The 24,490-nt window shown below is 35.8% G+C and carries 26 protein-coding genes and 1 pseudogene; 1 reads left to right on the top strand and 26 read right to left on the bottom strand.

From position 1 onward, the window contains the following. Window positions 1–319 precede the first annotated feature (319 nt). Window positions 320–1,681: an APC family permease gene (locus ACYIAM_RS07755; protein WP_174797185.1), complete on the top strand. Its 1,362-nt coding sequence runs from the start codon at window positions 320–322 to the stop codon at window positions 1,679–1,681. A 120-nt stretch (window positions 1,682–1,801) separates the two neighbouring features. Here the strand turns inward: ACYIAM_RS07755 and ACYIAM_RS07750 are convergent, their stop codons facing one another. From ACYIAM_RS07750 to ACYIAM_RS07625, 26 genes and pseudogenes are all read right to left on the bottom strand, one after another. Further along, window positions 1,802–2,065: an HPr family phosphocarrier protein gene (locus ACYIAM_RS07750; protein ID WP_034913021.1), complete on the bottom strand. Its 264-nt coding sequence runs from the start codon at window positions 2,063–2,065 to the stop codon at window positions 1,802–1,804. A gap of 10 nt (window positions 2,066–2,075) precedes the next feature. Beyond that, window positions 2,076–2,432, bottom strand: coding sequence for a CDP-alcohol phosphatidyltransferase family protein (locus ACYIAM_RS07745; protein ID WP_202984974.1), 357 nt, complete (start codon window positions 2,430–2,432; stop codon window positions 2,076–2,078). A gap of 217 nt (window positions 2,433–2,649) precedes the next feature. Then, the gene (locus ACYIAM_RS07740) at window positions 2,650–3,363 is read right to left on the bottom strand and encodes an epoxyqueuosine reductase QueH (RefSeq protein WP_174797186.1); all 714 of its coding nucleotides are present in this window, start codon (window positions 3,361–3,363) and stop codon (window positions 2,650–2,652) included. Window positions 3,364–3,656: 293 nt separating this feature from the next. Continuing rightward, window positions 3,657–4,847 carry an ABC transporter permease gene (locus ACYIAM_RS07735; protein ID WP_483747871.1) on the bottom strand — a complete coding sequence of 397 codons (1,191 nt, stop codon included), beginning with the start codon at window positions 4,845–4,847 and terminating at the stop codon, window positions 3,657–3,659. After that, window positions 4,844–6,004: an ABC transporter permease gene (locus tag ACYIAM_RS07730; RefSeq protein ID WP_174797188.1), complete on the bottom strand. Its 1,161-nt coding sequence runs from the start codon at window positions 6,002–6,004 to the stop codon at window positions 4,844–4,846. Before ACYIAM_RS07730 ends, ACYIAM_RS07735 begins: the two co-directional genes overlap by 4 nt. Window positions 6,005–6,046: 42 nt before the next feature. After that, a complete protein-coding gene (locus tag ACYIAM_RS07725) occupies window positions 6,047–7,024 on the bottom strand; it encodes an HlyD family secretion protein (protein WP_483747870.1) in 978 nt (325 codons plus the stop codon). Window positions 7,025–7,931: 907 nt separating this feature from the next. Then, window positions 7,932–8,459, bottom strand: a complete 528-nt coding sequence (locus ACYIAM_RS07720; RefSeq protein ID WP_483747869.1) for a tail fiber assembly protein — start codon at window positions 8,457–8,459, stop codon at window positions 7,932–7,934. A gap of 1 nt (window position 8,460) precedes the next feature. Then, the gene (locus tag ACYIAM_RS07715) at window positions 8,461–9,180 is read right to left on the bottom strand and encodes a hypothetical protein (protein WP_483747868.1); all 720 of its coding nucleotides are present in this window, start codon (window positions 9,178–9,180) and stop codon (window positions 8,461–8,463) included. Between the two features lie 17 nt (window positions 9,181–9,197). Continuing rightward, on the bottom strand, window positions 9,198–9,434 hold the full coding sequence (locus ACYIAM_RS07710) for a hypothetical protein (RefSeq protein WP_483747867.1): 237 nt from the start codon (window positions 9,432–9,434) through the stop codon (window positions 9,198–9,200). 60 nt (window positions 9,435–9,494) lie between these two features. Beyond that, window positions 9,495–9,590 (bottom strand): annotated as a pseudogene (locus ACYIAM_RS07705) (tail fiber/spike domain-containing protein); the annotation flags it as partial. Window positions 9,591–9,703: 113 nt separating this feature from the next. Further along, on the bottom strand, window positions 9,704–9,940 hold the full coding sequence (locus ACYIAM_RS07700) for a hypothetical protein (protein ID WP_483747866.1): 237 nt from the start codon (window positions 9,938–9,940) through the stop codon (window positions 9,704–9,706). A 12-nt stretch (window positions 9,941–9,952) separates the two neighbouring features. Further along, window positions 9,953–10,741 carry a phage tail tube protein gene (locus ACYIAM_RS07695; RefSeq protein WP_483747865.1) on the bottom strand — a complete coding sequence of 263 codons (789 nt, stop codon included), beginning with the start codon at window positions 10,739–10,741 and terminating at the stop codon, window positions 9,953–9,955. After that, window positions 10,734–13,166, bottom strand: a complete 2,433-nt coding sequence (locus ACYIAM_RS07690) for a hypothetical protein (protein ID WP_483747864.1) — start codon at window positions 13,164–13,166, stop codon at window positions 10,734–10,736. Before ACYIAM_RS07690 ends, ACYIAM_RS07695 begins: the two co-directional genes overlap by 8 nt. Further along, window positions 13,156–13,353: a hypothetical protein gene (locus ACYIAM_RS07685; RefSeq protein WP_483747863.1), complete on the bottom strand. Its 198-nt coding sequence runs from the start codon at window positions 13,351–13,353 to the stop codon at window positions 13,156–13,158. Before ACYIAM_RS07685 ends, ACYIAM_RS07690 begins: the two co-directional genes overlap by 11 nt. A 16-nt stretch (window positions 13,354–13,369) precedes the next feature. After that, a complete protein-coding gene (locus tag ACYIAM_RS07680) occupies window positions 13,370–13,603 on the bottom strand; it encodes a hypothetical protein (protein WP_065574298.1) in 234 nt (77 codons plus the stop codon). Window positions 13,604–13,620: 17 nt separating this feature from the next. After that, window positions 13,621–14,427 (bottom strand): phage BR0599 family protein, encoded by an 807-nt coding sequence (locus ACYIAM_RS07675; protein ID WP_483747862.1) that lies wholly within the window; start codon window positions 14,425–14,427, stop codon window positions 13,621–13,623. Beyond that, complete coding sequence (locus ACYIAM_RS07670) at window positions 14,408–15,595, bottom strand: phage tail protein (RefSeq protein WP_483747861.1); 1,188 nt, start codon at window positions 15,593–15,595, stop codon at window positions 14,408–14,410. The genes ACYIAM_RS07675 and ACYIAM_RS07670 overlap by 20 nt, the downstream gene beginning before the upstream one ends. Next, window positions 15,595–18,765, bottom strand: coding sequence for a phage tail length tape measure family protein (locus ACYIAM_RS07665; RefSeq protein WP_483747860.1), 3,171 nt, complete (start codon window positions 18,763–18,765; stop codon window positions 15,595–15,597). Before ACYIAM_RS07665 ends, ACYIAM_RS07670 begins: the two co-directional genes overlap by 1 nt. Window positions 18,766–18,979: 214 nt before the next feature. Further along, entirely contained in the window at window positions 18,980–19,396 is a 417-nt protein-coding gene (locus tag ACYIAM_RS07660; RefSeq protein WP_483747859.1) for a DUF6631 family protein, read from the bottom strand. A 72-nt stretch (window positions 19,397–19,468) separates the two neighbouring features. Further along, a complete protein-coding gene (locus tag ACYIAM_RS07655) occupies window positions 19,469–20,230 on the bottom strand; it encodes a phage tail tube protein (RefSeq protein WP_483747858.1) in 762 nt (253 codons plus the stop codon). 17 nt (window positions 20,231–20,247) lie between these two features. Continuing rightward, complete coding sequence (locus ACYIAM_RS07650) at window positions 20,248–20,697, bottom strand: phage tail terminator protein (RefSeq protein ID WP_483747857.1); 450 nt, start codon at window positions 20,695–20,697, stop codon at window positions 20,248–20,250. Then, window positions 20,694–21,215 (bottom strand): gp436 family protein, encoded by a 522-nt coding sequence (locus tag ACYIAM_RS07645; protein ID WP_483747856.1) that lies wholly within the window; start codon window positions 21,213–21,215, stop codon window positions 20,694–20,696. The genes ACYIAM_RS07650 and ACYIAM_RS07645 overlap by 4 nt, the downstream gene beginning before the upstream one ends. 51 nt (window positions 21,216–21,266) lie before the next feature. Continuing rightward, window positions 21,267–22,193 carry a phage capsid protein gene (locus tag ACYIAM_RS07640; protein ID WP_483747855.1) on the bottom strand — a complete coding sequence of 309 codons (927 nt, stop codon included), beginning with the start codon at window positions 22,191–22,193 and terminating at the stop codon, window positions 21,267–21,269. 62 nt (window positions 22,194–22,255) lie between these two features. After that, window positions 22,256–22,606 (bottom strand): DUF2190 domain-containing protein, encoded by a 351-nt coding sequence (locus tag ACYIAM_RS07635; RefSeq protein WP_483747854.1) that lies wholly within the window; start codon window positions 22,604–22,606, stop codon window positions 22,256–22,258. A 65-nt stretch (window positions 22,607–22,671) separates the two neighbouring features. After that, the gene (locus ACYIAM_RS07630; RefSeq protein WP_483747853.1) at window positions 22,672–23,748 is read right to left on the bottom strand and encodes a peptidase; all 1,077 of its coding nucleotides are present in this window, start codon (window positions 23,746–23,748) and stop codon (window positions 22,672–22,674) included. 231 nt (window positions 23,749–23,979) lie between these two features. Next, window positions 23,980–24,462, bottom strand: a complete 483-nt coding sequence (locus ACYIAM_RS07625; protein ID WP_483747852.1) for a phage virion morphogenesis protein — start codon at window positions 24,460–24,462, stop codon at window positions 23,980–23,982. Window positions 24,463–24,490: the final 28 nt, after the last annotated feature.

Below are 24,490 nucleotides of genomic sequence, written 5' to 3'. Positions count from 1 at the left end.
ACTCTACATGTATTGTAGATAAAATATACAATAATTTATTTGCACTGACACTTATTTTGTCTAATAAATAATAGATTTGGATCACAAATATGCAAATAGAAACTCAACTGTTTAATCAAATACTCTAAATTAAATTAGACTAAAACCATTAATAATATGCTTTAAAGGTGATAATTTGTTTGCTTTAGTATCATTTTACTAAAAATTAACTTGCATAATTATCACAATATGGCAGAATTCCCTGCCGCTTTAAGCGGGTAAAAAGGCAAAACTATACTTAGTAGTTTTTTATTGTTTTTTGGGACAGAGGAGCAAAGTCATGTCCGCAATAAAAATGAAACGAGTTTTAACCACACCTGCATTGATTGCATTTGGTTTAGCTTATATGGTTCCTTTGGGGATCTTTACCACTTATGGGGAAGTGACAGTATTAAGTAACGGTCACTTACCTATAGCCTATATTATCACCCTAGCTATGATCTTTTTTACAGCATTAAGCTATTGCCGAATGGCAAATAAGCTTCCAATTGCTGGTTCTGCCTATTCGTATGTTCAACATACGTTTGGTGGAAAAATTGGATTTTTGGTGGGTTGGGCACAAATCCTTGATTACCTATTTTTACCAATATTAAATTATTTGGTACTAGGTATTTACCTTAACGAAGCATTTCCTAGCGTTCCTGCGTATGTATTTGTACTTGGGTCATTGATTGGTGTTAGTCTCTTAAATTATCTGGGTATTAAGTTGATTAATTCGGTAAATTTCACCTTAATTATTGTTCAGATGATTTTTATTGGGTTATTTATATTTTTGACTTTAGTTAATGTGGATTTAACCCCTGAAGCAATGATAAAACCACTACAAGTCAATGCAAGTGATTTTAGCGGTTTAATGTCTGGTGCAGCAATATTATGCCTTGCTTTTTTAGGGTTTGATGCCATTGCTACCTTGGCAGAAGAGTCTAACGATGCTCAAAAATCGCTTCCAAGAGCTATTATCTGGACTGTCCTTATTGCTGGTTGTATTTTTTTAGTGGTTTCTTATTGTGCTCACTTAGCTTATCCTAAATGGAGTGATTTTATCGATAATAAAGATACTGCAAGTTTAGATGTGGTTCGTCAAGTTGGTAATCTCAGCCAATTAGGAAGTAATTTTATGTATAATTTCTTCCAAGCGGCATATTTAACTGGTGTCTTTGCATCGGCAATGACAGCTCAAACGAGTGTATCAAGAATATTCTATGCCATGGGGCGTGAAGGTGTGTTACCTAAACAAATCTTTTATAAGATTCATCCACGCTTTAGAACCCCTTACTTGTCGATTATTTTTGTCGCCTGTTTTTCTTTACTGTCATTGGTATTAGATCTTAGTTTGGTTGTTTCAATGATCAGTTTTGGTGCTTTAGTTGCATTTACCTTTGTTAATTTATGTGTAATTAAAAGCTATTTAGGCGACACCAAGACAAAAACAGTCTCTGTCCTATTCAAATATGGGCTATTACCTGCCATTGGCGTTTTACTCTCACTATGGTTATGGACAAGTCTTGATGCGACAGCGATGATTGTTGGTTTAGTTTGGTTGGCAATGGGTTTTCTTTATTTACTTTATCTTACTCGAGGATTTACGCGTTTGTTACCTTCGATTGATCATAAAGAACTACATTCGATTATCAAAGATTAACCATTCAATTAGATAAATATGTCTACTATAAAGTATTTAGTTAACGCCTTCTTTACAATTCCGTCGACTATTGTCGACGGAATAAATTTCTTAAAAATGATTACGAGATTAACTCAGCAATTATTCGCCAAAGCCTGTTGCGAATAACTCACGGATTTCGTCCATTGCAGCTTGTTCATCTTCACCATCACAGATGATTTCAACAGTTGAACCACCTTTTACGCCTGCACCAAGTAATCCCATCATACTTTTTAATTTGATAGCTTTATCATTATAGACAAGCTCAATTGATGATTTATAACGACCAGCTAATTTAACTAGTGTTGTAACAGGGCGTGCATGCAAGCCGGTTGAATTTTTTACTACCATTTGCTCTTTTAACATAATAAAGTCCTTATCTATATCTTAACGTTAAAACAATATCTGTATTTATATCATAAATTAAACTGTTTTGCTCATTTTTTACATGGGGATTTGTATATTCATTTACATAATTTGATCTTTGGTGATATTCTCTAGCTAACATCCCATCAATCGCATTCAGCGCCATACGAATAAACATCCATAAAGGAATCAATACAAAAATCCATTGATACTGTGCCAATAATCCAACAAATAAAGCAACAATGATAGAGCCAAAACATGCCGCTAATGTTAACTGATTAGCAGTAATATTGGCATCATGAAGATAAATTGCATAAGGTCTAAGGAATGCTTGGAATTTAGGTTTTAATTGATAAATTGACAACACATTATAATCCTATCAGTTTAATGCACTATGTTATATTTATATAAATATAACATAGATATACGATTCAAATCTATTATATTTATGCATGCCTTTAAAAATAGTAAATAGCAAATTGGTTCTATTTTCAATCAATGCTATTTACAAGAAGTTTTAGGTTATACAAATTTTTGAAGTATGATTTTATGGTGTAAATTCAAACAGTAAAAACAACTCATGGCTATTTTTGCAATCCTTGCTTAGCAAGCTTAATCACGTTTTTCAAATCAACGCCTTGTGCTTTAGCCGCAAAAATACAGCCACAATAACATTGACGATACACATCATACTCTTTACAAAGTTCAATTGAACGTTTATAACCATTGTTCTTTTTAAAATCAGAAGGAAGGTAATTGACCGAAAAAATTTCTTGGATTTCAAATCCTAATTCATTAATTTTTTGGCTATTTTTTTTTGGACTAAGGGTTAATGCACTAGCAAAATAATCAAACCCTAGTTCTTGAGCCTTAATTGCCGCTAAGTCTAATCGCATTTTATAACAAATATGACAACGTTCACCACCTTCTGGCGCATCACGCAAGTGCTCAACCTTTTTGATAAACTCTGCTGGCTGATAAGGCGCTTCTAGAAATTGAACGTTATGCCCCGTTTTTTGATTAAAATCAGCAATAAATTTTTGCTGTACCACACTACGATATTCATATTCAACTCGAGGATGAATATTAGAATTAGCAAAATAGATCGTAATATCGGCATATTGAGCCAAATATTCAAGAACATAAGTACTACACGGAGCACAGCAGCTATGAATTAATAACTTTGGTCGCGCTGATTCTGCCTGCCAATTAGCAATTACCTCTTTTAATACAGAATCATAATTTACTTTATTATGTGGATTTAATTTTTCAAGAATGTTTTTAGCATTGATTAACATGGGAACTCATTTATATTTAATTTTGTTTTCTATTTTATTGTTTTAGTTAACTAAGTTTTTAGTCGACCGACTATAATATAGCGATATCCACAAGCCTTCAAGATGAAGGCTGAAATTTTATATTTGAATCTATAGATAATTGACGATATTTAATTTAAATGATTAGATTTTATCATAAAGCTAAAAGATAAATCGGGATAAACCAATACAATAACACATAGCTAGCCTAATAATTGGCGTTGAAACATTCCTGCTTAAGTTTGATTAGTTATGATAAATAAAACGACCCTATTTTATTTTTCTTCCCTAACATTTGCAGACATTACCTTTTGAATGGCTCGTTTCTCAAGAATAAATGCAATACCAAAATAGACAACCGTTAATATCCACAAATGCCAATATTGTGGACTAAATTCAGCAAAACTTGCACCCATTTGATTTATTTTTACTGAGCCAATTATGGCTGGTACCGCTGGGAATATATCACCAATCAAGTGGAATAATGGTGGCATTAATTCTTTTGGCCAAGATAATCCTGTAACAAAAAATATCACCATACTTGACGGTATAATTAAGCAAAAAACATCACTCACCGTATGCACAAAATGTGATACAACTTTACCTAATAATGCCGTAGAAAAAATAAAAGGAATAATAAACGACAACGAAACAACAAGATGACTTAGGCATGGTAAATCATACCAATAATTCGCAAATACGGTATACATCATAAAATAGATCAGGTAAAGCATTAGATAAGTGAGTAATTTACCAAAAAGTAGTAATAATGCTGAAGATGTCGCATCGTTCTGTTGGTTAATGAAAGTTATTTCAAAATCAGAGTTTTTGCTAAATAGACGACATAAAATGCTACCAATAAGCAATGTTTGATATAAGATCAAAATAAAAGCAGCAGGAATAACATAGGTTGCATAGCCTGATTGAGGATTAAATAAACTTATCAACTGACTATTAAACGGTGAAACACTATTGGTTGCTACAGCTGGATCAACGCCTTGCGCTATTTTTCGCGAAATGGAAATTTTAGCACCAAAATTGCTAGCAACGGTATTAACCGCAGTGGCAACGTTACTATAAATTAAAATATAACTCGCATCACCATAATATGAGATAGGGCTCGTTTTACCCTCTAAAATATGTTGCTGAAAACGATAAGGGATCAGCACTACCCCATAGATTTTACGCTCTTCAATCAATTTTTTAGCTGTCTGTAAATCCGCAATATGTAAGTTTATGTTAATGGATTTATTGGCATCAAGTTGTCTAACTAACTCTCGACTATAATTAGTGTTATCTTGGTCAATAACAGCAATCGGAACATCTCGTATCGCTTCATGTAAATAAGGTTGTGGATAAAAGAAAAAATAGATAAAAATTCCCACAAACATAACGCTGGCTATCGCTTTATTTTGGAAAATACGTTTTAGTTCTTCATAGGAAATTAATAATAAAGATTTAATCATATTAACCGCCTACGGATTTTTCGTAAATAAAGAGTAATAAGTAATGCCATAACGCTAAACTGGATCAATAAATAAACAAAGGGTTCTAACGAAGTCATCATATTTGGCGCTCGTAATGTTTGATCAAGACGAATCTGTATATACCATGTCACAGGCAATAAAGCGCCCCAAATATAAGCAAAAGTATTCATTGCAAGACGAGGAAAAATCAGACCAGTAAACCCAAAACTAGGCGATGCCACTAAGCTTGCACTGCCATAAGCTTGTGCTAGGGTTGAGCCAGTTAAACCAAAAAAAATCCCGTATAAACAACAAGTCAGTGTAAACCCGATACCACCAAGCATCAGCAATATAAAATGCCCATTTAATGGTAAATTAAAATAAGCGATTAAAACTGTATCAAATAAAATCAGACAAAATAAAAAGTAAAGAAAATATGGAAGAATACGCCCTAATAAAAAGATAAAAATATTCTGATTAGCTAGTTGTAAGATTTGCTGATAACTCGTTGCAGCAAAGCGATCTCGAGTAACACTAGTAACCATTGCCATCATAATAATGATCTGCAAAATCGTGGGGATTAAACCATTAATTAAGGTATAAAGATAATTTAATGTAGGATTATATAAAGGATGTAAACTAGCTGGAATAGTTTGCATTTGACTTTGTGCTACCGGTGAAGCAATTCCTTTTTCTAATAATCCTTGCAGTACTATTTGGCTATTAGCTGTTTTCAATGCAGAACTCATCGCCCGAAAAATAATCGTACCCGCCGACATATACTGATTATTATAAAAAGCGATTACTTCTGGTTGATGCCCTGCGATAAGATCTTTTTCGAATTCGGGTTGAATAAAAAGCACAGCATAAACTTTTCCCTTAATCAACGCATGTTTGGCTGAAGAAAGATCTTGATAACGTTCAGCGACCTGTAACTGCGGTGAAGCTGCCACTTGTTGAATTAATGTACGAGATGATTTAGTTGTATCTTGATCAACTACTGCGATAGGTATCTGGGTAATTACACCAGCATGATACATATAAAGAAATAAAAAAATGAATAATAAAGGATAGATGAAAACTAATAAAAACAAAAAACGTTGTTTAATTAATTTACGAAGTTCCCACCTAATCACTTCTAATAGCGATTGAGACATCAGTGCCCTTTCCTTTTGTGTATAATCTCCATATTATTTATGTTAGTGAGATTGCCACTTTGTGGTAACACTCATTCCTGGACGAAGACCAGCCACATTATTAATTGGTTTTGCACGCATTTCAAAAGTTTTTAGGTCAAAGTCCCCCGTCGCTTTGGTCGCTTGCCAATTTGCATATTGGCCTAAGGCATTTAATACGGTGACTTTAACATCAATAACTTGATTATTTAATGCCGGCACTTTTACTTGAAACGTATCACCAACTTTAAGATTGCCTAGCAAATCTTCTCGAATATTAAAAGTAAACCAAATATCATTTAAATCTATAATAGAATAAAGTGGCGTGCCCGGACTATACAATTGTCCAGTTTCGGCAACCCGAGTCGTAATTTGACCACTAATAGGAGCTACTAAAGTTAATTCATTGACATCCGTTTTTACTTGCAACAACGCCGCCTTAGACTGTTCCACCTGCGCATCGGCTAATTTTTTCTGTTCTATACTATTACCATTTTCGGCTAATTCTAAATTAGCTTTAGCGGCTTCATGGGCCTTAATCGCTGCTTGATATTGATTAAAAGATTCATCATAATTTTGCTTTGAAACTGTTCCATTTTTAGCTAAACGATTAATACGTTCATAGCTCGTTTGTGCTAAAACTAAATCTGAATTCGCTTTATCTAACTGTGCCTTTTGCACATCAATGGTTTCTGGTCTAGTACTATAAGTATTATCACGGCTCGCCATTGTCACTTTTAATTGCGCTTCTGCCGTTGCAAGCTGCGCTAATAATGCTGGATTTGAAAGGGTAAGAAGTTCATCACCTTGTTTAACATTATCTCCAACATCATAATTAAATTGAACCACTCGCCCCTGCACTCTAGCTGCAACATCAACACGACTAGATTCAACTTCACCTTGTAATATAATGGTGCTCGGTTGATTAGCAAAATATATAATAATAACCATAGCAATAACAGCAATGATCGCTACAATCAAAGAAAGACGTTTTTTATGCATAAATTGTGCTTATAAATGATTAGAGTAAAACTAGAATAAGATTATTGGCAATAATATAAAGGCAAATATTAAAATACGCAATAAAATATAGCGTTATATAGCTGTGATTTTTAAAAATCATTGGTGTTGAGTTAGTGATAAATAATTACTTATATATCCTTTAAAATCAATTTATTAAAATCTTTTTTCACTATTTGTGATAATAAAAAACAGGCAAACACACCATCAATACTATTGCCTAATTCACCTTCTAAATTATTACACAATTTTGCAGCGCTCCAAGATCAATAAAACTATCTAGAACAACATCCTTTGTAATTATACAATAAATAGTATAATTGATTTATATTTATAATAAAATTTAAAAAACGCCTAAAAAAACTCTGTAAAAATCCGTCATTAGTACAAACATTGACAAAAATATCATTTATATCCAATTGGTTACTATTTATATTGCCTAGCGCCTAATAAAGCCTTTCAGAGTGATAAATCATCAACTATTATTCGGTTACTCTCCTTTTTTTGTCACAATAAGAGATAAATCAGTATCAATCACTTGCAGTTCGGTGATTTTGCCAGTAATAATTTGAAAATATTTATTCATTATAAACCTCGTTGTTAATTCATTTTGCCACTAAAGATGTCACTAATCGAATAACCTTTAACATTAATATATTCGTATTGATTTTAAAACTGCTCTGCTAAGGCTTTTTGGGCAACAGCATCGGCTAATAGGGTGATTAGAGACTGTTTTTGCCGATTATAATCATCTATAATCAGTAATAAAGCATCATATTCAGAAAATGAATTATCAGTAGTTTGTTGATGCGGCGTGTGATAATTATTGTTTAAATTAATTGATAATTAACCACGCCGTTTATTTCTATATTTGAAAGTGAATTACACTTTACGGCTTTTCGGGAAATACGACATCAACATTGTTTAAATCTAATTCGTATAAATCGATAGTGTAGAGTTCTAACTTTTCTAAACGAGTTTTATCTGCTTCAGATGCTCTGCGTAGGCGAATTGCTCGATTAATGATTTCAATTTCTGTATTAGCGTCATTTAGTAATGAATCCCTAATAGTTACATTTTTTTTGATTTTAAACTCTCGTTTTTCTTCTTCATCTAAAACCCATTTTTTGCCGTTCCATTTGCAAAATTCGAATGGTTCTTGTAGTGTAAAACCACTTTTAATTTTACCGAGATAATTAACCACGCTTGATTTTTTCGTTTCAATGTCATATGCCGTTTTTTCTCGATGATCCTCAACTAAAATCCATTTGCCATTTTGCACGCACGGCCAATTGCCATCTTTAAATTCGGGAGCGATACGCAACGCATTATCTGGCGGTAATGTGTCATCATTTGCCTCTAATTCATGTGTGAATGGTTTTAGTTCATTTGTGTTATCGAAATAGTAATTAATCATATTAAACTCCCAAATATATAGCTGGCGTCATGCCGACATTAATCGGTCTATTTTCGTGTGCAGTCGGTACTACGCGTGATGCATCAAAATCAAAAAACGCCCACCGCGCACGGCGATTACCGACATGTAAATAATCATTACCGCTATGGCGTATTGATATTGCTCCGTCAGTTTTACCATTTGTTAAGTTTTCATGTCCCAAAATAGCTTGTCCTGGTCCGTCCTGTATTGCCCCTTTAATATTGCGGATTGCATCATCTTCAAAACTACCTACCTGCCTGTGAGTTCCATCAACTGCACGCTCAAAGCAGCCTCTGCCGTCGGGCGCAAACGCTGTCGGTACATTAATGTATTGTTTGCCGTTAATTACTTTAATAGTTATTTTGTAATCTTCTTTGTAGTTTGCAGATAAACTATTTAAAGCTCGGCCTTGTTGTGAATCGAGTAAGTAGTTGTCGCCATTTCTAAAATACCACCCGAAAGGAAGCTCAGAAGCTCTAAACGCCATTAGTTTTTGTTCACCTATAACGTATGGTTTTTCCGCTCCGGCAATCATCAAATCCCAAAATTCATTTTTTGTAGGATTAACACCTTTTACATTTTTACGAGCTATCCAGCTTGAACCTCCGAATCCAACAACATCATCTTTTGTGTATTGTGTTGAACTGGCATATTCACCACACCAGTTAAATCTGATGTTTCCTAAGTTAATTGTCGCCATTTTTAACCTCTCTTTTCTTATATAACCATCAGTAGTTCTTTGTCATTAACAATAAATTCACATCCACCTGGTGCAATTATCCACTCAAGAAATTCAGAAATATGTAATGTTTTGTTATCTATATTTCCTGCTGTTTCTAAAATCAATTTTGCACCGTCTTTTTTAAAGCCATAAAATTGGGTTGCTACACTTTGTGCTATTTGTTTTATACTCTCAATTTTTGCTATAAATTCGTTCGAGTTTTCAATGACCAACCATGGTTTTCCGTTGTTTATTTCATCTATTACATTTGTTTGTGGTAAAACAATATGTGGTAAACTTCCTGCCCAAGCATAATATTTTTTAGTTTGTTCGTTGTAGACAATTTCATTTCTTGTATTTATAGAACATCCATCATTGAAGTTACCAATTGACTCATAGCCGATCTTAGCCTCGATTAGCCGATTTACTTGTTTTTGTAGTTTTTCATCATTGCAGTCAACATATTCTTTATTAACGGCATCATTTTTGTTTTCTGGTCTTTTTAAATTTTCGATACGATTACATTGGCATCAAAATTGGAATTATCTTTAGATGCAGATAATGTAAATTCTAATGCAGTATTAATTGTGTCGACTTCTTTTTTTAAATATTGTGTTCTGTTAGCTAGCTCGTGATGTGGTTTGTTTGCTATACCACGCACACCGCCCCCGACGCGGTCTTTTCGCTGAATGAGATATACATTATTTTCCCATTTTACTTCTTCAATTAAATGTTCCATTATTTATACCCTCTAATATGCAAATTCGTATCGTTCATCATAAGCAATTTCATCATCGTATAAGATGTCGTTGAAATCGTTAAACTGTATTATTCTGCCGAATAGTCCAAAATCTGATTTTGGATTTTTTGATAAATCAGGTAATAACTGTAATGTAGTTTCAACATTTGAAAATTCTGATTTATCATCAATCAAACTGATAAATTCAATTGGATCTAATGACAATCGATAAAACTCCATATTGATTGGTTTATCATCGATTATGTTTTTTCCTTCATAGCGAAGTGAAAAATCGTTGGGTTCATTATTTAAAATGCTAATACCGCTTAATCCTGAATAATCATATTCAACTAGAAGCCGTTGTGATTTTGGTTTTGTTATAAAGAGAATTGAACCAGCTTTACAATCTACAATGTAATCAATATGTTCATTTAGATTTTCAATAAAAACGTCTCTTATATTTTGATGTTGTAAGTAGATTGTCATGCCTGATTTTATATTTCTGAACTCTTCTTCAGTCCAACCCTGTTGATGTGATACAGACTTTCCTCGTAATAATAATTCAAGATTTTCTAGTGAACGATCAAACCAAGTTGCAGTAATACTCCCTCCAGTGAAAATAATAAATCTTTTACCATTAACTAATCGTCCACCAATACTGCGTTTACTATATTGTTCTTCAAATTCAAAATTGATTTTTAACGAAGATACATCACCAATCCACCGCCATTGCCCAACTGATGATTTTGGTGATAAATAAACTTTACCTTGCCCATAATAATATTCGTTTTGACTAGACATTATTGGCCCCCGTATTGCCTGTAATAACACGGCCTTCAGGTAGATTCACTATAAATTTGTTAAATGATTCATATCCATTACAAATTGTATATAACGTTAAAATATGCAAATCATCATAAATATGATCTTCAGATAAATAAGGTAAATTTATTGATGAACTTGTTGTATCCATTTGCCAGATAACTTCTTTTGTATAATAGTCAGCGATTTCGATTCGATAAGTCGTACCTGTTTCAAATCCGATATTTTCATTTAGACAATCTATCAGTCGATCAGCTTGTAGAACTCTGTCACGATGTGAAAAACTTAAAACGTATTTTTCTGCTGTATCAATAAAATCAGGATATAAAATATTATTAACTTTAATATTTCCGGGTAAATATGGTCGGATCTGACGATGAGACATAACAATTCTTTCTACTGGTGCTATATCCTCATCTAGCTTACCCGAATTAGTTTGCGTGAGCAGTTTAACTCCGACTGTTTCGCCGCTAATGTATTCAATGTGATCTGTTTCTAAAACACTCATATAGAAACGTATTGTTGAACCAGCATTATGGAATGCCGGTAGCGAATCAAAGCAACCGCGACCAACTGTCAAGATATTTGTCTCAACCTCAAATTCATCAATTCGCATAAATTCGTCGTCAATTATAATGCCTTCACCGATTGACATTTGATAATCAGAATCAATTTTAATTTCAAACTTTGTTCTTAGTTTTTCGATATCGTTTATTAGTGTTGCTTTTGGAGTCCAATCCCCTTGACTTTGTGTAACAAATTCAGCTCCCATTGCACGAGATTGTAAAATATAATTAATTGATGCAGCTGTTGGTGCTGATGCCATAACACCTATGTATCCTGACGATGGTTTTACATAATCTAGATCCGCTGCGCTCAGTGTTGATACGAGAACCGCATAAGGTAATTCAATAAGTTGTACATCATTAACTGCCCGAATTGAATTATCTGGTGCTACCCATTCGCTTGTTTGTTGTGATGTACTGTAAGATGTTGATGACAAACTAAAAACATCCTGCACGCCAGTTATTAATAAAGCACCATCATTTTGTTCCTCTATTTTTCCGACGCGTAAAATCATATTTTCAATATCACGGTCAGGTAAAGATACACGGAAACACGATGCCGGCTCTAATATGCCACCACGTCTATCAAATTTAATGATTAATCGTGTAATACCGGCGGCATTCATTTCTAAGTCGCGTTCAGCAAGTCTTGCTGCCAATGCTTGAGTTGGTATGGCCTTATATTCAACTGAATTACTAATTAAACCGACCTGCTGAATAGAAGCTAGGTTTTGTGCTCGTACAGTTGCATCTTCGTTTGTTACTGGATTATGATATGTAACAACTATTTCATTATATGATGTATCACTGCTAGCACTATCATCATCTTGCACTGACAAAATACCATTATCATATGTAAAAAGAGGTAACATATCTGAATCATAATCATTGCGAATTAGCTTTAATTTTAATTGACCCGTTGATAAATCAGCATATTGCGCCGCACCAATATGATCTAAAATTTGTTGTATGAAAGTTTGTATTTGATCTTGGCGATTATATCGAAAACACAAACCAAATTTTTCACTATATAATGTATCTGCCGCTTTTTTAAAACTTTCAATATTAATATCACTCCATGATAATCCACGTCCCCAGTCACGGTTTGTCGCACATTCAAACAAAATATGTGCCGGATTCATTGCATGAATATTTGGAATATTATGAGTTAGTGCTTTGCGTAAAGCTACGATATTGCTCTGTCGCTCTTCTTCTCGGCGTTTTGCCTCTTCTCGTTCTTTTCTTTCCTGCTCAAGTTGTTCCGGAGTTTTATCTTTATTTTTATTTATAAACTTATGTTTATGTTTAATGGGTTGATTTATTTTCCCATAGCGACTTTCAATCTCAGTTTCAATCCCTGCAATTTCAGATAAATCATCACGCAATAAGATCAAACATTTTTCTGGATACCAAACATTATTTTTATCCCACCCTTTAGTTGTTCGACGAACGCGATATGACCACGGTTTTGGTGATGCACTGTAACAGCTGATTAAACCTGAATAAAATGTTGTGACCAAACCACGAAATCCCGGAATCAATCCTTTTAAAATATTTTTTAAACTATTTGATGGAATTTGATTTGGTTCACCCATCATTATTTCAAGGTTCCCCTGAATACCACCTTCACCACCAGTGTCCTCACCACCAAATAAATTGGGTTTATTTATATAAATAGAGCAATTAGTATTTGCTTCGCCTTCTTTTCCCAACCACACAATTTTCTTATCAGCTGTAATCGCAACAATAGAATCAATTGGACCACGACCTAATCCACAGAATAAATCCCAGTAATACCGATAGCCAACAGTCACTTTTTTTGATGAACTACCGCCCATTTTCTTGCTCCTTTGCAATATTGACTATACGAACAGCTAGCGCATCGCCGGTTTTTAACACTTTTTCTGAATCAATATATCCATCATGAATAAACGCATTTAAATCCAGATTATAACGTTTAAAAAACTCGCGTAATCCTCCGGCACAGCCACCGCCCGCACGAATATGTTCCATTGTTATTTTCATAATAAATGCTCCAAAATTACTTACGAATTGCACTATAACGATAATTACCATAACCGAGCACGAACCAATCAGCTGTCCAGCAGTCACCGAAAAAAACACACTGAGGAGTACCCTCATCAGGTATCGGCATATTCCAATCATCTTCGGTTGCAGCGGTTGGACGATTACTTTTGGGTTGTTTCGCAGTAACACGTGCAATCACATAACTGGCAACAATAACAGCAACAAATTTAGCGACAGCCCACCACACAATAAAATTCCTCCAAATTAAAAAAGCTTGACGATTGTGAACGGTGAAATGCCCGGAATGTGGGGTTGTCCACCATAATTGAGATGATTATTAAATTTTTCATTACAGGCTTTGATGGTTTTATTACATCCGGGATATAAATTAACGCGCATCCCTTTACTTAACCCTTGAGTACCACCAAGAACACCTATCACATTATTAACATGTGCTTTCAATCCACGCAGTTCTTGAATACCATCGATATAAAATTCCATGTATCCACCAGAAAAATAACCCGAATTAAATCCTGATAAATTTACGGTGATATTTGCACCATCCAACGCCATAATTTCAATATTGGCCACTTTATAATTATCTTGCCAAATTTGACAATTGTGGTCATAAAGGGCATATGGGCACGAACGGCCATAAGTTAATCTTAATCCGCTTCGTTCAAACGAACTTGCAACGCTTGCCGTAATGAGTTTTGCTTTTTCAATTGATTCTCGTTTAACTTCTTGGATTTTTCCGACCCAGATAACTTTAAATTCATTGTCATTTTCGTGTAACTGATACATTTTGATTACAACGGGTTTTGTGGGCGGTACGCCACGAAATAAACGAACTACGTCCGACGTTGATGGCAATGTAATTTCTAGACTATTACCCGTGCCTATACTTAGTCCTGTATTACTGATCACTTCACTTATCCACATCTCACCATTAAAATCAATATTTCTATCAGCATTGGTATAGCGATAATATTTTTGTTCATTACGAATAAATTCATATAACGTTAATGGTTTACCGTTATTTGTTGAATACTCAAATTGATTCCAACTCATCTCGCACTCCTCTAAAGCTACAAGTAATATTAGCTAAGCCATCAGCATCGGTAACGTGTTCCCAACTGACAGAGTCCGAATCTAAACGGCATAATATTAAAAATGAAACAGACAGAATATCGTCAGCATTTACATTAATAGGTTCATTCAGTAGTAAACGCTCAATCTCATCAGAAACGATAGCGACAAGTTCAATACGACGATATAGCTCATTGCCATTACATAAAGTTATGACTAAATCTTTTCGACCAGGCAGTAATCCAATTTCATTAAACCCGGTGTTTTCAACTTCAAGAACTCGACCATCAACAGCTAGAACATTAAAATCGCTCGCGTGACTTGATACCCAAATATTTTTTTGACAACCAGTCAAATAGTAAAATAATTGACGCAATTGTATTTGCTCATTTCGTTCAGTCAGAAACCAACGAAATTCTTGCACAAAGAATGGTAAACGGGCGGTGTCCAATCTTTTTGGAATTCCAGAACCATTGTCTAATTCAAGTAAAACACGCTCATATCGACCTTTTAACGATTCAGACCAATCTGGATACATAGTTAATACTGGAAAATCTCGATAAACAGGTAGATATGAAATATCGTTACTAAATGCGTTATGCTCACTAATTCTGAAACGAATTTGTGCACTCAGTAGGTCATCATTATGCCGAGTTAATTCTGGCATATCTGTTAGTACGGCCAATCGAACAGGATAAATACATGCACCGGCCAAAAACTCAGCTTTAACTGGATTAACTAATGTGATTGAATCTGTGCTTATCGCTGCGACTTCAAGTAATGCTGTTTGATTAACATTGTTAATCTCACTTTTAATTAGTACTTTATTGCCGACTACAAAATCACGACCTACCGTGCTGCACGGCAGAACTATAGCACCTGTATTAACCGCATAATTCAGATAGGTAACATCAGTATAAATAGGAAAATACCAAGAATTTCCGCCAACAAATGCCAATCTATTTTCAAATCGTGAACGTTCATTACCATTAATTAGAATGGAAAATTCAAACGTCCGACGTGGTGATAATCGCCGAGCAATGCGTTGCTCTGCGCCACTGTACGATTGTAAAATATCGGTTTTCCATTCCAGTATTTCAGTTATGCCATTAGTCCAATCTGGTTCAGCTTGCCATAAAAATTTTTTCATTATGACAACTCCTGTTTTAGGGTTTGGGAGTTTGCACGAATCCACGTCATCATTGCACGAGAACCTTCAACAGAACTAATACCAGACTTCATCATTTCACCGCTATCAAGAATAAGGGTTTGTTGAATAACAGGAGCAGACTGAGCTTGATTTGTTGCGCTTGATGTTGAATTTTCATCATATAAATTGGGCGCAGTTGGTCTGCTAACATTAGAAACCAGCCCGCCAGTTGCGTAACGATGCAATCGCCCAGTATTGATAGCGTGTAAGTAGTCAACACCATATTTTTTGACTGATGCTGCATTAACAACATATTCACCATTAGACAATTTAGCTGGAATAGAATCTGATGTGCTAGTACCTGGCCCTGAAATATAACCACCTGTTGCCACTGCCACTGCTGCTGCACCAACTGCCGAACTACCTGCATTTGCACCAGCTGCTGCAATCATCGCTGCACTAATAATTTCACCAGCAGCTGTACCTGCCGTTACCATTGATGCGGAAATTGTTTCAGCTCCAATACCTGCTGACATAGAAATAGACTCACCCATTAATCCCGCACCAGTAGCAGTACTTGTAGCAATAGCTGTTTCCATTAAACCTGCTGAAGCTGCTGCATTTGCACTATCAACAGCAGCATCTGTTGCTGTACCAAACAATGAATTACCTAAATTTGATAGTCCATTCATTGCCATATCTGCTAAACCTTTTGTCGCAACTTGCGCCATTGCTGATACGATACTTTGTGCAAGGTTTAATAATGCATCTTTTAATTCAAATGTACCTTTTGCTAAAGAATCAAGACTACCTTGGATACCGCTGTGTAACCCATTTTTAAATGCATTAGTAAGTACATCTGTGGTTTTATTTAGTTCAGCAATTTGTAATTGTAATGTTGCCAACGCTTTTTGGGCATTTTCGCCAGCTTGTCCGGGTAATTCAGTCATAGTTTGCAAAGTAGGTAAATATTTGGCAAGTTCTTGCGCTGTTTGCTTGTGCAAATCAATTAACTGGCTTTGCGCTTCAACTTGTGTAATTAATCCACTTGTTACTTGTGCTTGAATACTCTGTTCTTTCGTTGATTGACGTGATTGTGCCTGTTGAATTTTAGTGATAATTTCATTTAAATTCGCTTCAGCTTTTTTAAGGGGTAAAATTTGGTCGATTAAATCGATACCTTCTTTATTTCCCATTTTCTTAAACTTAGCTAATAGATTGTTATACCATTGTTCAACTGTGTCATCACTAGCTTTTGTACCAAGTAATAGTTCATTTAATTGTTGCTGCAATGCTAGATTGTTTTTGTCATTTGTTAATGAAAAATCAGTTTTTTTGATATGTTTTGCCGCATTTTTAGCGTCAACTTGTTTAGCTAGCGCAATAGCTCTGTCTTTTTCTGCTTGTGATGCATTTTTATACTGCCCTTCATTGATTTCATGCATCACTCGTTGCAGTTCTGTTGTCAGTTTTAGTGATTTTTCAACCCCTTTATTGTATTCAAGAATACCTTTATCAGTAATATTTTTAACATCTTTATCATATTGACCGCCAGAAAATGATTTACCGTCTTTTGATTTAACCCCTTGTGCTTGTAAATCTTTACGACCTTTTTCGTTGGCCCACAGCGCTTCATATTTCTTACGTAATTCATCAACCGCTTTAGCTTGTTTTTCGGCATCACTGGCATTTTGTTTATGCAGCTCATCAAGCTCTTTTTGGGCATTGATTGCTTTTTCATTAATGACATCAGTATCATGCTTTTCTTGTACTTCTTTTTGCTGTTTATCTCGTTCAGCATACTTTTCTTGTAATGCTTTATCATCATTTTTTGAGTATGGAATAGATACTGATCCAGGAACAATGTAAAAACCTCTTTTTTTGGCTTTCTCCATTCTTTCAATATCTTCTTCTAGGCTTGACAATCCTAAATCAAACTTAAGTTCTTTCTTTAACTCATTACCTAGAACACTAACCCCATTTTTGAAGCGTCGCCATGCATCTTCTAGCCAATTGAGCTGTTCTTGCATCTTGTTAGCGCTGACTTCCATCTCTTTGGCATATCTCTCGGTAGCAACTGCAATAGCTTGTTCTGTGTCACCTTGTGCTTCTAGCGCTGCAATACGCTGATAAGTAGCCAGATCTAAAAAGTGATATTGTTTATTACTTTCAACCGCCCAACTAGTGACTGAATTTTCAATACCTTTAAATGATTGAACGGCGTCTTGGGCACTTTTTCCTGTCACTTGTGCCATATACGCTGATGCAGTAGCAATATTTTCAATCGATTTTGCTGATAATCGCCCCGCTGATGTCAGTTCTGCAATAACACCACGTGTTTCACTGTAGTTATGATTAATTTTACCGATACGCTGAGACATAGCCTCAAGCCCGCCTGCGGTAGCACCGGCATAATTACCCGTTGAAATTAATGCACGATTAAACCGCTCTTGGTCTGAAATTATCGTACTTATCACTTGGGACATTTTGTAAGCTGCAGCAATAAAAACACCGGCAGAGATAGCAGCAGCACCAAATAATGATGGTAATTTACCCGTCATATTGGCAATTGAAAATAATGAGTTACCAATGCCATTAAAATTACCCGCAGCTAGCTGTTTTGACATCATAAAAAAAGTTCGGTGGGCAGATTTAGTATTAAATACCAATCTTTTAGTCCCCTCATTTAGTGATTCAACCGTTGATAATGCAGCACGTTGATTATTGATTTTCCCAAGATAATCATCAAACGTATCACCATCAATCACACCTGCGTTTTTGGATTTCCTTAATTTGCTTTCTAATGCATCTAATCGACTTAAACCTTTAGTTGCTGGATCAATACTTGCTAATAATTGATCCAACCCAGATTTTAATTTCTCAACCTCTTTTTGATGAGCTTTAGTAACTTTTGTCGCTGCCTCTTGTGCCTTAGCAAGTTTTTCTTGCTCTTTGATGTAATCATCCCACAAAGATTCAATATGAACTCTTTTCCATGATTCAGATTGTTGATTAAATAATTTTTGAAAACTTTCAGCGTTTTTGCGGTTTGCTTCTTGAATGGTTTTTGCTGAATCTTTAACTTCATCACTCACTTCATGAATATTTTTTTTAGCACGATTCACGTCAGCCGTGAATTTCATTGCAATATTCATATCGTTATTAGCCATTATTATTGCTCTCCGCGTAACTGTTTTACAAACTTTGTAACTTGTTTACCACCATTAAAGCCAACACAAATATCTTCAATTCGGTTAGCTCGTTCTCGGTTTTGTAACTTAATTAATTCATCGTAATACAGCAGTAATTGGCGTTGCGTGTAATGCGGTAACTGCTGCGCATCATGTCCATTTTTAATTAATAATGTAAAAACATCACTCCAGCTTACTGATTTGCCTGTTTTGCAGCGTTTTGCCGAATGATTTTGCGAGTTACCGCGTTCATAAAAAAACGAGAGTTAACAACCCACCACCAATCCAACAATTGGATCCCGTCTTCGTAACCAAGTGATTCAATAAAGCTAATTGGCTTATTGATTGATACACTAATTAGTAAATTGACTAGCTCAAGATTATTAAGAAAGATTGCATCCGCTTGTTCAATCGTGATTTTGTTTGTACCGTTCATTTCTGTAACGATTAATGTCACGAACTGGTCAATTTCGTTACCGATTGTTAGTGCATCTTTAAATGAATATTCACGTACTGTAATTGTTTCACCTGCTAGCACGATCTCACGATTCGGCATTAATGTTGCTAAATCATTTGATTCTTCTTTTGTTGCTGTCACTTTTTCTGCCATGTTATTTACCTACTAATAAAATTAGAGAGTTGAATAATTAGCGGTGAATATTCACCGCATAATAAAATAAATTTATTTCGCCTTTTGAACGTATGAGCCAAAATAACCAAGCGAACTATCCTTGTTTTGACTCATATCAGCCAAGACCGTGGCAGTAAGTGGTAATTCACCGTATCCCTCATTGTGTAGTAACGAGAAGTTAGAAATTGGATTGAATTTAACGCGGAATAGCTCCACAATTACATGTTCATTTTCACGGTCAGTATTGATACCATCGAGCATAAACCAACGTTCTGGTGGTTGACGGGTAAAAATACCCAAGCTTTCAGTCTTAGCATATGAATAATCTACCGTTGCTGTTAATGCCTGTGTAGTTAGTAACTTGATTAATCCAGCATGGGCTGATTCAATTTCATAATCTGTGCCTAATACTAATGTGGTTCCATCAGCAATTTTTAACTCAACATCTGCAACAAATGGGTTAGCTAACTTTATGCGATCACCAATGACTAAGTCGTTTGGTAATTTTTCATCAGTGACAATACCTGCATCAACAGTAATCTTTTCACCATAAAGCGCTAACGCAATGTTTTCGATTGACCAATCTTTTAACGTAAGATTTAACGTACCACTTTTACCTAATGTCAATTCACCAACTTGTAAGCGCTGTCCTGTATATGATTCATTTTGTGTTACCGTTTCAACACTTAGTTCCATTTCACAGGAATCAGCCGTACCCACATGCCGAAATGCACCAGGGCGGGCTGGTGAACTTGCAGTATCACGAGTAGCGAGATTAATCGTACCCTGAAGACTCATTAATAAATCTGACATATTTTTCTCCTAAACTTTTATCGGCTACCAATGAAGTGTTGGGTTTGAAATGAATCAATCCACACTAGTACGCCATTTTGAAAACCTAACGTTTGTCCACCAATCCAACTAACTGGGCGCACTCCATCAATAAACTGAACTGTTTTACCAATCAACAAATCACGCACCGCACCTATAACGGGATTTGCTAGCTGTTTAACATTTTGAATATTTGTTGCTTGGCTAGAAATATCACGTGCAACAATCACAACACCAAAATTAACACTTACTGACTGCCGTGTCCCTGCGGGCTTATCATTGGGTGTTTCTTTACCAAGCAAAACATAAGCTGCTGGTGTTGGAGCTGAAGTTAAATCAGTCAGCTTGCTGTATTCAGCACTGGTACCAACAAAAACTAATGTTTTTTCTTGCAGCAATACCTTGAGTTTGTCAGCAATAACTGATACATCAAATGGTGCGCTACTCATCGTCCAAAATCCCGTAATGTGTTCATATCAAATACACGAACAGGGCCAGTTTGTTTCGGAACTCCACCTGCAACAGGCAAAGCATCATCAATACCAAGCGAATATTTACCTTCAGCTACCATTTTTAAAAAGCCCAGAACTTGTTTGTAATCACGCACGATAGGATCGCTTTTTTCATCAGAAACACGATTGCGATGCAATTTGTAACGAACAATAATGCGTGTCCAATCTGTCAATAATCGAGGCACAACAGTTAATGGCAGCTTATGCCCACGCTGACGCAAAAAACCATTGATTTCAGCTTCCGAATCGTTGATTGACTCAGTAATGCGCGAAATCGTTGCATGAGCCGCAGCCACATCATCCGTCGACCAGGAAGACGTATCTTGTTCATGAATAATTGCACTAAGTAAATCACTCGAAACAGGGATTTCACCATCTTGAGCAACTGTTTGCGACAGTTCAATAAGACCCGGGCGCTCAGCGAGGTTAAGCAATGTAATATATGGAACATTCATCTTATCTCCCTCAAACCAACAATAATTTATTGTTGGTTTTAGTTCACATTATTAGCCATTTGCCGGAATAACATTTTCAAACAGATAGCCCGCATCTTTAGCTACAACTAACTCTTTGACTGACTCACCAACTCGAACACGTTGACCGCCACGTAAACCGATATCAGGATCAACAATTGAACCCGAAACACGATCTTTAAATTGGGCTGTAAAGCCAAATGTAACACCACCTTTAGTATTTGCTAATTTATTGCGAACGGTGAAACTAGCTTTATTGCCCCATGCACGTAATAGGGTTGGTGATTTACCAGGTTTAGCACTATTTAGGAATGCATCACCAATATAAATCGCTTCTAACTCTAATAAGTCAGCTAAAAAACCGAGCGGGACAAGACCATTTTCACCGGCATTTCCATGATATGCAGCAACAATTTTGGGGTGACGACGTAATATTGTTGCAACTCGACGACCTAAAGTGCCAATATTAGGTCGCACAATCATTGAATCAAAAGCGTCTGTAATTAAACCAATCGGATCACTTTTATCCTTATTCCACTGTTGCGCTTCTGTTAACTTTTGGGTGTTGGTGTAGTTATTTGCATTAAACAGTACATTAGCAGCACGAACCTCACGATCTAACAAAATTAAATCAGTCGTTGCTTCGACTGCATGACCGAGAGGGTTATGACCAGTGATTGCAGTATCAATATCGTCTTGCGGTACGGGGCTATCTAGTCCATAATCAGTCACTGAACTTTCTTGCTCTTTGGCACCAAATTCAACTTGATTTGGTTGTGCTATCCGCCCAACTTTAGTATCTGGGAGCGTAAATCGCTCTGAAAAATCGTACTCCAACCATTTAAAAGACGTGCTAGAAACGGGTACACGTGGTAATACTTCATCAGCTATTAACTTATTATTACGGTAAGCGATAGCAATTGCAGTCAACTGCGGTTCAACTGGGAAAGGGCGTTGCATATAAAACTCCTCAATTAAAAATTTGTTTATTAAAGGTCATAGACTATTAGTTAAATAACAGGTCAAGCTTGTTTGCTTGGTGCAATCCAAATTGAGCCTAACTCACCTTCATTACCATTTTCTTCAGCAAAACCAATAATAAAATCACCTGACATCGCTTTTTTAGCTCGACCATCGGCATTTGCTGTGATTGGATCACCTATCGCAATTGCTTCGCTATAAAAAACAGGCGCTAAACCGCTACGAATCACATCAAACACTTCACCGTCACCGCCACCAACAATTGTTGATACACCGATTAATAATACGGTACCGTCAATCGCTGTTTTTGCTAGACCATCTTCACTACCATGACAGACAAGTTTGACTTCGCCTTCAGCGGTTTTTGCTACTATTAATCCTGGAATATTCATATAAAAACCTTTTGATTAAAATTAAAATGATGCTGACATTAATAATCAGCCTGTAATTAATGCTCTTACTTTTTAGCTTTGGTTACATGCGTAACTGCTTGGCTAATTGAAATTGTATTACCTTTGTCTGCCTGTTCTTTTTGATAGGCTTTGGCTGCATCAGCAATGACTTTTGGATCTTGTTTATCAACGTTATCTTCACTATCACTAGCAGCCGATTTTTCAGCAAAGTTCATAAAACTAGGACGCTCTGAAAGTACTTTTTTGATTAAATCAACTGGGGAACTGTTAACAGTTGCATCACCTTCAGCAAATGAAATTGGTTCACTACCCAACGCCATAAATGCTTCAACAACTGTAGTTTTATGAGCAGGTAATAATTTTCCATCTTTAACTAATTCATCAGCAAAGGCGGAAAATTCTGCACGTTTGTTAGTTTGTTCTTTTTCTAGCAATACTTGTTCACGTTTGGCTAGTTCAGCATTTTTAGCGTCAATTGCAGCTTGTTGTTCGGCAAAGCTAGCATCTAAAGGTTGTGGCATTTTTTCTTTCTCCTTTTGTTTTCTGTCGGATATTGCACGCAATGATTCAAGGCGCCATTGCGGTAAAAATAGGTCAGCACTGGCGATGCCTTCTTTCTCAATCAAGAGGTCACGCAGGTTCGATAAAATTGAAATCAAATTTTCATCAAATTCTTCATCAGCCATCGAGAACTCTGCGGCACCTTGCTCGCCGTCGGACTCTGCAAAACTCGCATCAGGCAAGCCTTTAATAGCAGGCGCTGCTGCACCTAAAAAACCGATGTGACGAGCATAATAATGACCCGGTTTTGGATTTCCCGGTGAATCGGGTAAATAGATTGATAAAGAACGTTTTTTATAACTGCCCGCATTATAGGCTTCAGCAAACTCGGGATTAATCTGATCTAACTTGGCATAAACTAAACCATCTTTTACTTCGAATGATTTTGCCCATGCGTAAGCCGGAGCTGTTAGTTTGGGATGGCCAATTACAGCAGGCGCTTCAGATAAACTTGGATCGTAGCTTTCAGCTAAATCAATACAGTTTTCTAAAGTAAAAGTGATTTTTCGACCATCTACCGCAGTATGCGTACCAGGTTTAAAAACGGGGATAAATGCCATAAAAAATGCTCCAATAAATTGATATAGAGCATCATGATCTATTTTAAGGAAAGGGTAATCTGAACGCGGGCAGATAATTTTTTAATGATTTGGAAAGGGGAACGGCAAAATAATAGAAGGAATATACACTAAAAACTTATTATAAAGCATTTACAACACGATTAAAGCGATTCGTAAATAAACTGATTAGCCTTTTTTAGAAAAATGGCTTAAAACGCGTTATATTGCGTTTTAAACAAAACCCAAGTGCTCACGCACAACATCGACCAATAGTAATTTATCTTGGGCGCTAATGCCAAGCCATGGTCTTGCTGGAATTACCACTTGCTTTACAGGACGTCCTCCCACATTTAATGCATTGCCCTTAACTGGTTTAATTATACCGCCGAACTGATGGATAGCGCCATAGATTAAGTTCGTACCAAACAACAAGGTATTACCTTCAATCTGCCAATGCAACGTACTTCTTAGATTACCATCTAGCGTTAAAATTTTATCTTTTTGTTTGGGTTTTGAGTCTTTATACCAAGGAGATAGTTCTTTCCACGGTACACCATCGGGCGATTCTTGAGCCGTAAATCTGGCTTCATGAATATCAAGTAATACTTCGCCCATATGACTAAATAAACTTTGAGTATCATCTATGGCTGCTTCAATATAAAGCATGGCATCAAGAGCATCTTGTATATTAAACTCAATATTTACGCCAGTCATTTTTTCACCTATACTAACAATATTGCAT

This window comes from Gilliamella sp. X-60 (assembly GCF_057063585.1).
The sequence above is the reverse complement of the archived record's forward strand: the minus strand, read 5'-3'. Positions and strand labels throughout refer to the sequence as shown.

Excerpts from the sequence above, each read along its gene's own strand:
- ACYIAM_RS07675 (WP_483747862.1), bottom strand. The coding sequence starts at position 14,427 with ATGAGTTGGAATCAATTTGAGTATTCAACAAATAACGGTAAACCATTA.
- ACYIAM_RS07720 (WP_483747869.1), bottom strand. The coding sequence starts at position 8,459 with ATGATTAATTACTATTTCGATAACACAAATGAACTAAAACCATTCACA.
- ACYIAM_RS07740 (WP_174797186.1), bottom strand. The coding sequence starts at position 3,363 with ATGTTAATCAATGCTAAAAACATTCTTGAAAAATTAAATCCACATAAT.
- ACYIAM_RS07715 (WP_483747868.1), bottom strand. The coding sequence starts at position 9,180 with ATGGCGACAATTAACTTAGGAAACATCAGATTTAACTGGTGTGGTGAA.
- ACYIAM_RS07645 (WP_483747856.1), bottom strand. The coding sequence starts at position 21,215 with ATGAATGTTCCATATATTACATTGCTTAACCTCGCTGAGCGCCCGGGT.
- ACYIAM_RS07690 (WP_483747864.1), bottom strand. The coding sequence starts at position 13,166 with ATGGGCGGTAGTTCATCAAAAAAAGTGACTGTTGGCTATCGGTATTAC.
- ACYIAM_RS07625 (WP_483747852.1), bottom strand. The coding sequence starts at position 24,462 with ATGACTGGCGTAAATATTGAGTTTAATATACAAGATGCTCTTGATGCC.
- ACYIAM_RS07725 (WP_483747870.1), bottom strand. The coding sequence starts at position 7,024 with ATGCATAAAAAACGTCTTTCTTTGATTGTAGCGATCATTGCTGTTATT.
- ACYIAM_RS07695 (WP_483747865.1), bottom strand. The coding sequence starts at position 10,741 with ATGTCTAGTCAAAACGAATATTATTATGGGCAAGGTAAAGTTTATTTA.
- ACYIAM_RS07650 (WP_483747857.1), bottom strand. The coding sequence starts at position 20,697 with ATGAGTAGCGCACCATTTGATGTATCAGTTATTGCTGACAAACTCAAG.
- ACYIAM_RS07685 (WP_483747863.1), bottom strand. The coding sequence starts at position 13,353 with ATGAAAATAACAATGGAACATATTCGTGCGGGCGGTGGCTGTGCCGGA.
- ACYIAM_RS07700 (WP_483747866.1), bottom strand. The coding sequence starts at position 9,940 with ATGGAACATTTAATTGAAGAAGTAAAATGGGAAAATAATGTATATCTC.
- ACYIAM_RS07665 (WP_483747860.1), bottom strand. The coding sequence starts at position 18,765 with ATGGCTAATAACGATATGAATATTGCAATGAAATTCACGGCTGACGTG.
- ACYIAM_RS07750 (WP_034913021.1), bottom strand. The coding sequence starts at position 2,065 with ATGTTAAAAGAGCAAATGGTAGTAAAAAATTCAACCGGCTTGCATGCA.
- ACYIAM_RS07735 (WP_483747871.1), bottom strand. The coding sequence starts at position 4,847 with ATGATTAAATCTTTATTATTAATTTCCTATGAAGAACTAAAACGTATT.
- ACYIAM_RS07640 (WP_483747855.1), bottom strand. The coding sequence starts at position 22,193 with ATGCAACGCCCTTTCCCAGTTGAACCGCAGTTGACTGCAATTGCTATC.
- ACYIAM_RS07635 (WP_483747854.1), bottom strand. The coding sequence starts at position 22,606 with ATGAATATTCCAGGATTAATAGTAGCAAAAACCGCTGAAGGCGAAGTC.
- ACYIAM_RS07730 (WP_174797188.1), bottom strand. The coding sequence starts at position 6,004 with ATGTCTCAATCGCTATTAGAAGTGATTAGGTGGGAACTTCGTAAATTA.
- ACYIAM_RS07755 (WP_174797185.1), top strand. The coding sequence starts at position 320 with ATGTCCGCAATAAAAATGAAACGAGTTTTAACCACACCTGCATTGATT.
- ACYIAM_RS07630 (WP_483747853.1), bottom strand. The coding sequence starts at position 23,748 with ATGGCATTTATCCCCGTTTTTAAACCTGGTACGCATACTGCGGTAGAT.
- ACYIAM_RS07655 (WP_483747858.1), bottom strand. The coding sequence starts at position 20,230 with ATGTCAGATTTATTAATGAGTCTTCAGGGTACGATTAATCTCGCTACT.
- ACYIAM_RS07660 (WP_483747859.1), bottom strand. The coding sequence starts at position 19,396 with ATGGCAGAAAAAGTGACAGCAACAAAAGAAGAATCAAATGATTTAGCA.
- ACYIAM_RS07670 (WP_483747861.1), bottom strand. The coding sequence starts at position 15,595 with ATGAAAAAATTTTTATGGCAAGCTGAACCAGATTGGACTAATGGCATA.